Origin of the sequence: Flavobacterium sp. LMO6, assembly GCF_009495795.1 — a bacterium.
GTDB lineage: Bacteria > Bacteroidota > Bacteroidia > Flavobacteriales > Flavobacteriaceae > Flavobacterium.
The window spans coordinates 105,469-117,753 of sequence record NZ_WIBH01000004.1 but is presented as its reverse complement, the minus strand read 5'-3'; the positions used below and the strand labels follow the sequence as shown (position 1 = coordinate 117,753).

Annotated in this window: 7 protein-coding genes; 3 read left to right on the top strand and 4 right to left on the bottom strand. The window is 32.0% G+C overall.

Annotated features, from left to right (window positions below):
• Positions 1–41 precede the first annotated feature (41 nt).
• On the top strand, positions 42–2,099 hold the full coding sequence (locus GFJ99_RS05580) for a peptidylprolyl isomerase (RefSeq protein ID WP_153207885.1): 2,058 nt from the start codon (positions 42–44) through the stop codon (positions 2,097–2,099).
• A 53-nt stretch (positions 2,100–2,152) separates the two neighbouring features.
• On the opposite strand, the gene GFJ99_RS05575 is transcribed toward GFJ99_RS05580, so the two are convergent.
• The 4 genes from GFJ99_RS05575 to lepA form a co-directional block, all read right to left on the bottom strand.
• Positions 2,153–2,590: a LexA family transcriptional regulator gene (locus GFJ99_RS05575; RefSeq protein ID WP_008254844.1), complete on the bottom strand. Its 438-nt coding sequence runs from the start codon at positions 2,588–2,590 to the stop codon at positions 2,153–2,155.
• The gene (locus tag GFJ99_RS05570; RefSeq protein ID WP_153207884.1) at positions 2,581–3,846 is read right to left on the bottom strand and encodes a Y-family DNA polymerase; all 1,266 of its coding nucleotides are present in this window, start codon (positions 3,844–3,846) and stop codon (positions 2,581–2,583) included. Before GFJ99_RS05570 ends, GFJ99_RS05575 begins: the two co-directional genes overlap by 10 nt.
• 60 nt (positions 3,847–3,906) lie before the next feature.
• Positions 3,907–8,166, bottom strand: a complete 4,260-nt coding sequence (locus tag GFJ99_RS05565) for a choice-of-anchor L domain-containing protein (RefSeq protein ID WP_153207883.1) — start codon at positions 8,164–8,166, stop codon at positions 3,907–3,909.
• 124 nt (positions 8,167–8,290) lie between these two features.
• The gene (lepA, locus tag GFJ99_RS05560; protein ID WP_153207882.1) at positions 8,291–10,087 is read right to left on the bottom strand and encodes a translation elongation factor 4; all 1,797 of its coding nucleotides are present in this window, start codon (positions 10,085–10,087) and stop codon (positions 8,291–8,293) included.
• 332 nt (positions 10,088–10,419) lie between these two features.
• Here lepA and dusB point away from each other — a divergent pair, with 332 nt between their 5' ends.
• Positions 10,420–11,415, top strand: a complete 996-nt coding sequence (dusB, locus tag GFJ99_RS05555) for a tRNA dihydrouridine synthase DusB (protein WP_153207881.1) — start codon at positions 10,420–10,422, stop codon at positions 11,413–11,415.
• A gap of 99 nt (positions 11,416–11,514) precedes the next feature.
• The gene (locus tag GFJ99_RS05550) at positions 11,515–12,261 is read left to right on the top strand and encodes a hypothetical protein (protein ID WP_153207880.1); all 747 of its coding nucleotides are present in this window, start codon (positions 11,515–11,517) and stop codon (positions 12,259–12,261) included.
• The last annotated feature ends 24 nt before the right edge of the window (positions 12,262–12,285 follow it).

Here is a 12,285-nt window from a genome sequence, read left to right as displayed (position 1 = left end):
TGTATTTTCGCCCTCTGAAAAAAAATTAAACACAAATAAAAATGGCAGTTTTATCTAAAATTAGACAACGTTCATTCTTCCTAATTATCATCATTGCTTTAGCTTTGTTTTCATTTGTATTAGCAGATGTTATTCAAAGTGGAACATTTGGAACAGGAGCAAACGATGTAGGTTCTGTTAACGGGACTGATATTGAAGCACAACAATTCATGCAAAATGTTGCAATGATTGAAAAACAAGGACAAGGAACTAGTACTACACAAGCAATGAATAGTGCTTGGGAACAAGAAGTTAGAAAAATTATTCTTACAGAAGAATTTGATAAATTAGGATTAAAAATTGGAAGCGAACAATTAATTAACGTTATCAAACAAAACCCTAATTTAGCTCAAAATCCTCAGTTTTTAAATGCTGCTGGTCAGTTTGACGAAAATAAATTCAAAGAATCTTTAAAAGGCATCAAAAACGCTCCAGACCAAACGCAATGGTTACAATGGAAAGAATTTGAAAAAAATATTGAAAAATATGCAGTAGAGCAAATGTATAACACTATGATTAAATCTGGTGTTTATACTACTAAAGCCGAAGGAAAATTTCAATATACTTTAGAAAACGACAAAGTTGATTTCGATTATGTAACAGTTGCTTTTTCAACTGTAAATGATGACGAGGTAAAAGTTTCTGACTCAGAAATTATCGACTTTATGAAAAAGTCGCCTAAAAAATACAAATCAGATAACACATCTAGCATTGAGTTCGTTTTAGTAGAAAACAAACCTTCTAAAGAAGATGAGCAAGCTATGTTATCATCTATTGGTGATGTTAAAGTTAAATTTGATTCAGTTGTAAATGTAGGAGAATTTGTTAATGCAAACTCAGACATTAAATTTGATTCAACTTATGTAACTAAAAAAGATTTACCTCTTGACTATCAAGAACAATTATTCAATTTACCTGTTGGTGGCGTTTATGGACCTTATGTTTTCAACGGACACCAATGTATTTCTAGAATGATTAGTAAAAAAGCGAATGCAAGTGCTAAAGCAAGTCATATTTTATTAGCTTACAAAGGTGCACCACAATCTTCTGCAACTAGAACTAAAGAAGAAGCACAAGCTTTAGCTAACAATTTATTAGCACAAGCAAAAGCAAATCCAGGAAATTTCGCAGTTTTAGCTATGGCAAATTCTGACGATCCAGGATCTAAAAATAATGGCGGTGAGTACGATAACATTACTCCAGGCCAAATGGTTCCTCAATTTAACGATTTTGTATTTAACAATGCAATTGGTTCAATTGGTGTTGTTGAAACAGACTATGGTTTCCATGTAATTAAAGTAATGGATAAATACAATTCTGTTTTAATGGGAACTGTAGCTCAAAAAATTCAACCATCTGACGCAACTATTGATGCTATTTATACAAAAGCAAGTCAATTAGAAGCAGATGCTAATGAAAATTCTGATTTTGCTGCTATCGCTAAAAAAGCAGGTTTAGAAGTAGTTCCAGCAACGAACTTAAAAGGATCTGACGAATATGTTCAAGGTGTAGGTTCTCAAAGAGAAATCGTAAGATGGTCTTTTAATAAAGATACTGAAATTGGAGATGTAAAACGTTTTGAAGTACCTCAAGGTTTTGTAATTGCAAAATTAAAAGACAAAAACGAAAGTGGTTTATTACCAATTGATATCGCAAGACAATCTGTTGAAGTTTTAATAAAAAACCAGAAAAAAGCAGAAATTATCAAGAAAAAAATGAATGGCACTTCTTTAGAAGCTGTTGCTCAAAAATCTGGAGCTTCTGTACAGCCAGCAATTGGAGTTACATTAAAAACACCAAACCTTCCTAACATTGGTAACGAGCCAAAAGTTATTGGTAAAGCATTTGGTTTAGCAGCAGGTAAAACTTCTGAAATTATTGAAGGTAATTCGGGTATGTTTATGATAAGAGCTAAAGCTGTAACTAAAGCACCAGAAGTACCAAGTTATACAACTTACATTACTCAATACAGATCACAAAATCAATCTTATGCAAGTTCAATGGCTTATATGGCTTTGAAAGAAAAAGCAGAAATTAAAGATAATAGATCAAATTTCTAATCTTATTGATTCCTTATAAAAAAAGAGGCTGATTTAAAAATCAGCCTCTTTTTTTATTTCATTTGTTTAATTGCATAAGTTACAATACCCCAAATTATTAATTCATTTTCAGGGGCTACTTTAATAGCTTTGTATTGTGCGTTTTCGGGAATTAAATATACTTCATCATTTTCTTTCTTAATTCGCTTTACAGTAAATTCACCATCAATAAAACAAACAGCAATTGCGTTGTTTCTAGGTTCTAAACTTCTATCAATTACTAATATATCTCCATCGTCTATTCCGGCTCCTATCATTGAATTTCCACTAGCTTTAGCATAGAACGTTGCTTCTCTATTTTTAATTAGCAAATGATCTAAACTTAGCTTCATTTCTTCAAAATCGGCTGCAGGAGATGGAAAACCTGCTTTAATTCCTTCTGAAATAAAAGAAGCAGTGATAGGGTTATCTAAATCGGGAATAAAAAAAGTTATTTTTGGATTTACTTGCATTGCACCTCTATTAATTCATTAAAGTTAGTTGTGTATCTTTTTGACAAATACTTTTGTTTCATTTTCCAAGTACGTTTTAAATCTTGACTAGCTAATCGTATTTTACGCTCACCTACTTTGTCATGATATGTATCTATGACTTCCATTAATTTTTGAAATTTTGGATTCTCATCTTCAAACAAATGAAATTGCCTTTGATTTGAAGGAATAATATCGGTTACAATTACACCTGCTTTTTTATACAACTCCCCTTTTTGATAGCATTTTTTCAACATTTGAATTGCTAAATCACTAATTGAAAACAACGTATTGCTTGCAAATGGAAGTGTTTCTAGCTGATAAAAACTATATTTAGCACCATTGCTTTTATACTTATCTTTTTGCAAGTATAAAATAACAACTTGGCAACACGAATTTTGTTTGCGTAATTTTTCAGAACATACACTTGCAAAAGTTACTACACGCTCTTTAAGTTCATTAAAATCGGTTATCTCTCTTTCAAAGCTTCGGGTTACAGCAATACTCTTTTTTGTTTTAGGTTCATCAATTACTAATACCGACTTCCCTTGTAACTCTAATTTTAAGCGCATTCCTACCACTCCCATTTCTTTTCTAATAAACCAATCATTATGAGGTAAAATAAAGTCATAAGCCGTTAAAATACCTTTGGCTTGCATTTTCTTTGTTAACCGAAAACCAATTCCCCAAACATCTTCAATTTTAGTCCATTTTAAGGCTTTAATTCTTTTTTCATCGGTATCAATTACATAAACGCCCTGAGTTCTTTCATAAAACTTTTTTGCAATACGATTTGCAATCTTAGCCAATGCTTTTGTGGGTGCAAAACCAATTCCAGTTGGAATACTCAACCAGCTTAAAATTCGCTGTTGTATTTCTAAACCATGTTTATGAAAATCTATAATTTGATGACCTTCAAAATTTAAAAAAGCTTCATCAATACTATACAATTCAATATTAGGGGTATAATTTTCAAGAATTTTCATAACACGATTACTCAAATCGCCATACAAAGCATAGTTAGAAGAAAAAACATGAATATTGTGTTGTTTTATTACATCACGAAATTTAAATTCGGGCGCTCCCATGGGAATTCCAAGTGCTTTAGCTTCATTACTACGCGATATAACACAGCCATCATTATTAGACAAAACCACTACTGGCTTGTTATTATATTGAGGCTGAAAAACACGTTCGCAAGAAACGTAAAAGTTATTACAATCAACTAAAGCATACATAATGTAAAGTTACTCTAACTTTTACAAAAAGAGAATCAGTCAATTGTTAATGTTAATAAGTTATCGGATTAGAGAAAAGTGTGCTCTAAATATTTGATTTTCGGTGCCATTCTGAGGCAAGTATTTCACGGTAAACCAATAATCAGTAGAAGGCAGTCTTTCACCATTTAAAGTTCCATCCCAACCTGAACCCGCTGGGGAAATTTGTTTTATAAATTTACCGTATCTATCAAAAATAGAAATTATCGCATCGGGTTGATGTCTTAAATCCCAAATATTCCAATTATCATTTACACCATCTGTATTAGGACTAAAATAATTTGGATAATTAATAATGTAAATAGGACCTAAAAATGTAGGATTACATTCTCCTAAAACATCGTAAATAGTAATATAATATTCTCCCGTAGATAGATTTGTAAAAACATTACTCGACTGATATTCTGTTACAGTTCCATTTGGATACACCAATTGATATAAATAATCGCCATAACCACCTGTTAAATTAACCGTAATAAACGTGTTATTTTCAAATGGAGTACTAACTGTGAAATCTGCAACAGCAGGTCCTGATTGAACGATAGTTACGGTTGTAGAATTGTAATTACAATTGGCTCCCACATCTGGAGTTAATTTAATAAATTCAACTGTATAAGTCCCCGCTTGAGAAGCAGTATAACTTGGGCCGGTTCCCACTAACGTACCATTCAAAAACCAATTCACCGTAAAAAATGCGGGATTTAAACCTGAATTCATGGTAAATGTTCTTAAAACATCTCCTGTTTGAGAATCTACACAAATAATTCCTCCTTGAATCGTTATATCTAACAGCGGATGAACTGTAAATGTAAACGAAATTTCATCATTACAATTTGGATTACCAATAGCCGAAGCATACACATAATACGTATAGGTTCCTGGAGCTGAAATATTCAAATTCGTAATCAAATCAGCAGCATTTCCACCTGATTGAGAATAATAACCAATAGTATAAGCTGTTATTGGCAAAGTTGGCAACACGTAAGTCCCACATTCTTCATTATCGAAAACCAATCCTAACGCGGCTAAATTTGGTGTTTCTGATACAATAATATCAAAACTATCTTCTTGTGTACAAATAATTCGATCTCCATTTACTGCATACACATAAATAGTAGTAGTTGTGTTTGGTGTATTGAAAACAGTTCCTGGCGGCACTGGATTTACTCCATTTGGATCATAAAAATAGCCAATAGTATAATTAAAAGGTGTAGGCGCTACATGTGTTAATGCTGGTAATTGATAATTTTCAAATTCACACACATTCACATTTTGATAATCTGGTAAATTAATTCCGTTATAGGTAATGGTAAATGGAAGGTTAATTTCGCATCCTGTTGAAGTATCTATATTGTACAAATAAAAAGTTTGTGTAGCAGTAAAAACTTCTGATGAAGACACAACAGAACCACCACCTAAAGGACCTCCAAGAGCTGTATATACTGTGCCGTTTACTGGTGTTGGTATAGAATAAGGTAAGCATTCTGTTCTGCTGGCATAATTATCTGCCGGCGGAAACGGATTTAAAGCAATTGTAAAACTAGATTCGTTTTCACAATTATTAGAATCGGGACCATTGTAAATATAATACGTTCCTGGAGACAAATACACACCCGACAAATCAATTCTATCACCTGCATTTAATTGTTGTTGTCCAATGATTGACGGACCTCCAGATAAAGTAAAATAGGTTCCGTTTGTTAAAACAGGTAAAATAAACTCACCACAATACACATCACTTGTAATTGTATCTACTAAAGGTAATGGATTAACAGTTATATTATAATTCAAATTAGAAGTACAATTAGGTAAAGTTGTCGTATTTGTATAATAATAAACTACTTGAGAAGCCGTTATATCTAAATCTGTGATTGGAGTTCCTCCGCCGTTTGGGGCTGTAAAATAACCTCCGAAAGAAACAGTCGGCAAAGTATAAATACCACAACCAGAAACAGCTGTAAAAACAGAAGTATCAACCAAATCAATTTGAAAAGGATTTTCTACAGGACAACTACCAGGAGCGCCTGAACTTGTAATGTGAGCCAATTGATTATAAACATAATAAGTTCCGGGGAAATTAGGTCCGTTTACACTTATTACATCTCCAGCAAACAAAGGCGTTCCTAAACCATTAGGGGCTGAAAAATAATTACCATTTACTAATGGAGGCAATATATAATTATCACAACTTACAACATCAGCCGGATCATCAACTAATGGCAATGGATGTACATAAAACACAAATTGTTCATCTCTACAAAACAATCCATTTACCTCAGCATAATGATACAAAGTAACCGTAAAACTAGCAAATGTAGTATTAGGATACTCAGTTCCAGCAGGAACAATAACTCCAGTACCTAAAGGACCTCCGGGCGCTGTATAAAAATCGCCAATATTATATGGAACAGACGGAACCGTAAACACACCACAATGATCTAATAATGGTACGTACTCATCAATAAAATAAGCATTAAAAGAACTTTCATTTGTACAACCATTTGCGTCAGGACCAGCAAAAATATAATATGTACCACTCAAGTCTATAATATCTCCTGCATTCAATTGTACTTGTCCTGAAGTAGTAGGTCCGCCAGGTAAAAGATAATAAGTTCCATTAACAATCGTAGGCAATTGAAATTGACTACATTCAACTGGGTCTGGAATTGCATCTACAATAGGTAAAGGATTAACAGTAATATCTACAGAAGTAACATCAAAACAATTTGAATTCGAATTATCTTGTATGCGAATTCCAACAGTTACAGTTGTTGTTCCACTAGGAATTGAAACCGAAGTTATTGGACTCGTTCCTGAAGTAGCTTCTGCTACTGAATTATAATAAGTTACTGTATAATTAACAGCCGATTGTCCATTTAGAACTTCAGTTGTTGTAAGGCTTGTAAAAGCATAACTTGTATTTCCTTGACCTTCACAAACTGTAATTGGATTTGGCTGTGTTGCCACTACAGGATTTGTTACAATCAAATCAAATGAATATGTTGCATCACAAAAATTACCGGTAACTGCATTGAAAATCTTTATATAAATTGTTTGACTGCCTAAACTTGGATAAGTAGACAAATTTCCGGATGGAATTGGGTTATTAGCAATAATGTCTGCTGGCGATTCATAATAAAAAACATCATAAATAGCAGAGTCAATTCCTAAAGCTACTTCATCATTAGTAGTTAAATTAAAATTGTAAGATGCAGCACCTGTATCACAGGTTAGTAAATCTTGAGGATTTGTCACCAATAAATCTGTAAAAACGACAGTATCCGTAATTAAACAAGAACCTCTAACCGCTTCAACTGTATAAATTCCAGCGGTTGTAACAGTATAAGAAGGATTGGTTTCACCTAAAATTGGATTCCCATTTTCAAACCATGTATAAGTAAAGCTATTATCTAAATTAGTATTTAACTCAAATGCATCACCTGTACATATTATTTGATCTGGACCTAAATCTAAAGTTGTTGAAAAACTTCCAGCAGCAATAAACACAGCAGAATCAAAACCCGAATTACCATAATCGCCAATTATTAAACGAATTCTATAAGGTGTATTTGGAACAACAACAGAAGAAGCATTCATTACTACTGTTTGTCCTCGCATATTAAGTGAGGAAGTTGGATTTGGCACATTGTAAATTCCGAAAAAAGTTGGGTTTACAGAAGCACAACTATTATTAGGACTAGATGGATCATTATAAATACTATTTCTTATCGTAGTAACAGAAACAGGTGTATTTGTTCCGGGAATTACAGCTAAATTATTTGAAATTCCTGAAGTTAAATTTGTTAATTCAAACGCAAAAACATCACTAAATTCGCATTGATAAAAACCGTACTCGTTTGAAGCAAATAAAAAGTTAAAACTAAAACTATTTGAAAGCGGAATAAAATCAAACTCTAAATATTCGGCATCTACTATTGGGCTCACCCCACCGTTGCTATCACTTAAACTCTGTAAAAATGGATCGCCAGGCAAATTAACACTACTACTCAAATTAACACCTGTGTATGGACCTTGCGTATGAGTTGCAATACCATTTCTAATTATAATTCCTTCCGAAATAGGAAAAGCAGAGCCATTCTGATTAAAATAAGCTACTGACTGAGTTGATGAAACCGAAATATTAGAAACTTCAACACAAGAATTTCCTAATAACAAATCGACTAATTGAGCGGGTGAATTTGTAGTATTATCAACCGTTATTGCTTGCGAAAATAAACAACTAGAATAAAAAATGGCGAATATAAAAAGTATTTTTCTCAAGATTTATCGGAATTTAATCATTGACATAAATGTAACTAAAAAATAGAAAACAAGCTTAATTAAATTAAAAAAAGTTTGAATGTTAATAAAAATTCAAACTTTTTTACAATTTATTGATTATTTGTTAATCATTTAATTTCAATACTGCCATAAACGCTTCTTGCGGAATTTCTACATTTCCTACTTGGCGCATACGTTTTTTACCTTTTTTCTGTTTTTCTAATAATTTACGCTTACGCGAAATATCTCCACCATAACATTTAGCGGTAACATCTTTTCGTAAGGCTTTAATCGTTTCACGTGCTATTACTTTTGCACCAATTGCTGCTTGAATAGGAATATCAAACTGCTGTCTTGGGATTAACTCTTTTAGTTTTTCACACATTTTTTTACCTATATAGTAAGCATTACTTTCATGAATTAATGCAGAAAGCGCATCTACCGGTTGTGCATTTAATAAGACATCTAAACGAACTAATTTTGATTCACGCATTCCTATTGGATGATAATCAAAAGAAGCATATCCTTTAGAAACTGTTTTTAATCGATCATAAAAATCGAATACAATTTCAGCTAACGGCATATCAAAATTTAACTCAACACGCTCCGTTGTTAAATACGTTTGATTAGTAATTTGACCGCGTTTTTCAATACATAAACTCATTACATTTCCAACAAAATCAGATTTAGTAATAATCGTAGCTTTAATATACGGCTCTTCTACTCTATCTAATTTAGATGGTTCTGGTAAATCCGATGGATTATTAACAATTAAAATAGTATCTGGTTCTTTCTTGGTATAGGCATGATATGAAACGTTTGGTACCGTAGTAATAACCGTCATATCAAACTCACGTTCTAAACGCTCTTGAATAATTTCCATGTGAAGCATTCCTAAGAATCCACATCGGAAACCAAAACCTAACGCAGCCGAACTTTCTGCAGCAAACACTAAAGAAGCATCATTTAGTTGAAGTTTTTCCATAGAAGCACGCAAATCTTCGTAATCTTCTGTATCTACAGGGTAAATTCCAGCAAAAACCATTGGTTTTACATCTTCAAAACCTGTAATCATATTGGTAGTTGGCGTTTTTGCATCGGTAATTGTATCTCCTACTTTTACCTCTTTAGCTTCTTTTATTCCAGAAACCAAATAACCAACATCACCAGTAGAAATAACACTTTTTGGAACTTGATTTAATTTCAATGTTCCTACTTCATCCGCAAAATACTCATTGCCAGTGGCCATGAATTTAATTTTTTGCCCTTTTTTAATTTCTCCGTTAATTACACGAAAAATTACTTCAATTCCTCTAAATGGATTATAATGTGAATCAAATATTAATGCTTGTAATGGTTCATCTTTATCTCCTTTAGGCGCTGGAATTTTCTCAATAATTGCTGCTAAAATATTTTCAACACCAAAACCTGTTTTTCCAGATGCGTGAATAATATCTTCTAATTTACATCCTAATAAATCAATAATATCATCACTAACTTCTTCAGGATTAGCACTTGGTAAATCAACTTTATTTAAAACCGGAATAATTTCCAAGTCATTCTCTAAAGCTAAATATAAATTTGAAATGGTTTGAGCTTGAATACTTTGTGCAGCATCTACAATTAACAATGCCCCTTCACAAGCAGCAATAGAACGCGAAACTTCGTAAGAAAAATCTACGTGACCTGGAGTGTCAATTAAGTTTAAAATATAATCTTCTCCTTTGTAGGTATATTCCATTTGAATAGCGTGACTTTTTATGGTAATCCCACGCTCACGTTCCAAATCCATATTATCTAATAATTGCGCTTTTTCTTCACGAGCTGTTACGGTTTGTGTAGCTCCTAATAAACGATCAGCCAAAGTACTTTTACCATGGTCGATATGCGCAATAATGCAAAAATTTCTAATGTGTTTCATTCTTCAAGTTCAATGTCAAGTTCAAATTTCAATAGCAATTCTTTCGAACAATTAATCTGCAAATATAAGCTAAAGTTTTGATTGTATATCAACAAAAAGCAATACCAAACACCAAAAAAAGTATTAACCACATAGAAACATAGATTTTCAATAAATATACTGAGGAATTCATAGTAATTACATTCGTACATAGGTTAAAATCTATGCAAACTATCTTAAAGCGAAGCTTTTATTTTTTCAATCCAAATGAACTATGTTTCTATGTGGTAAAAAACCTAAAAAAACAATAATTAAAAATCTTGTCGTATTTTTGCAAAAAAAATTCAAGCACCATGCCAAAAATTGGTAACATCATACTACCCGATTTTCCTCTATTATTAGCTCCCATGGAAGATGTGAGCGACCCACCTTTTCGCAGATTGTGCAAACTACATGGTGCCGATTTGATGTACTCTGAATTTATTTCTTCAGAAGGATTGATTCGTGATGCCATGAAAAGTAAACAAAAACTAGATATTTTTGATTACGAACGCCCAGTTGGAATTCAGATTTTTGGTGGTGATGAAGAAGCGATGGAAATGTCGTCAAGAATTGTAGATGCTGTACAACCTGATTTAGTAGACATCAATTTTGGTTGTCCTGTAAAAAAAGTGGTTTGTAAAGGTGCTGGTGCAGGAGTTTTAAAAGATGTAGATTTAATGGTTCGCTTAACTAAAGCAGTTATTAAAGGAACTAGTTTGCCTGTTACCGTGAAAACACGTTTGGGTTGGGATGAAAGCTCTATAAATATTGATGAAGTTGCCGAACGATTGCAAGACATTGGTGTGCAAGCGCTAACAGTTCATGCAAGAACACGTGCACAAATGTACAAAGGTCATTCGGATTGGAGCCATATTCAAAGAATTAAAGAGAACCCAAGAATTACCATGCCTATTTTTGGAAACGGTGACATTGATTCTCCTGAAAAAGCATTGGAATACAAAAATAAATTTGGTTTAGACGGTATGATGATTGGTCGTGCTGCAATAGGATATCCTTGGATTTTTAATGAAATTAAACATTATTTCGCCACAGGAGAAAAATTAGCACCACCAAGTATGAATGACCGAATTGAAGCGGCAAGAAATCACTTAATTTGGAGTATCGAATGGAAAGGCGAACGATTAGGTATCAACGAAATGCGTCGTCATTACACCAATTATTTCAAAGGTATTCATGGTTTTAAAGAATACAAACAAAAATTGGTTACCACAGATGGAATCAATCAATTATTGGATGTATTTACCGAAATTGAGCAAGTGTATGCGGATTATGTTTTTGAGGGGTAGTTTAAAGACCATCTCCGATAGTCAAGAATAATATCAAATTCAACACAATTAAATTTATATTTCAGAGTTAGTATTTATAATAAAAAACCATATTGCGACATGAAATATTTTTTTATTTATACTTTTCTAACATTGAATTTTTTAAATGTTTATTGTCAGAGTATTGAAGAATTAAGTGCTGAAATATATAGAGATTCAAGTTTTATCTTCAATGATTCAGTTAAAAAAATATTCAAGGGAGATGTAATTTATTTGATAGATTTTAACGAAAAGAATAAAATTTATAAAGGCTACATTAACGGATGTAAAGAATCAATAAAAAGTAATAACTTAATAATTGCTGATTCAACTTTACAAAAAATTGAAAAATTAAATCCAGAAAATAAAAAATTGCTTAACGAAATTTCTAAAAACATTTCAAAAAAACACTATCAAATTGAATATAGAAAAGCGAGTGATTATTTTGAGAAAGCAAAAATTGATAGCACTATATTAGTTAATTTTATTGATGAAAATTATTTTGTTAAAAGTCAAAATTTTATCTTTCAATATATAAACCTTACAAATAAACCAATAAAAAGTATACAAATAAAAATAGAAGGATTTGACGATTTTTATGATACAAAAAAAAGAAGCACAAAAAAATTTAAAATTTTAGAAAAAAATAAAACTGGTGGCTGTCATTTTCTTTCAATAAATTGGAAGGTCAAACCTAAATTTCAAACTTTAGCTTCAATTACGATACATTTTGAAAATGGACAGATAAAAAAAATATCTGACATTCAATATCTTCCTGAAGAATGGCTTTACATACTTTCAAAAAATACTTTCAAAAAATGTGATTAAAAAAGTAATTTTAGTTAGATTTAA

Coding starts and splice junctions, on each gene's coding strand:
- dusB (WP_153207881.1), top strand. CDS start 10,420: ATGCCAAAAATTGGTAACATCATACTACCCGATTTTCCTCTATTATTA.
- lepA (WP_153207882.1), bottom strand. CDS start 10,087: ATGAAACACATTAGAAATTTTTGCATTATTGCGCATATCGACCATGGT.
- GFJ99_RS05580 (WP_153207885.1), top strand. CDS start 42: ATGGCAGTTTTATCTAAAATTAGACAACGTTCATTCTTCCTAATTATC.
- GFJ99_RS05550 (WP_153207880.1), top strand. CDS start 11,515: ATGAAATATTTTTTTATTTATACTTTTCTAACATTGAATTTTTTAAAT.
- GFJ99_RS05575 (WP_008254844.1), bottom strand. CDS start 2,590: ATGCAAGTAAATCCAAAAATAACTTTTTTTATTCCCGATTTAGATAAC.
- GFJ99_RS05570 (WP_153207884.1), bottom strand. CDS start 3,846: ATGTATGCTTTAGTTGATTGTAATAACTTTTACGTTTCTTGCGAACGT.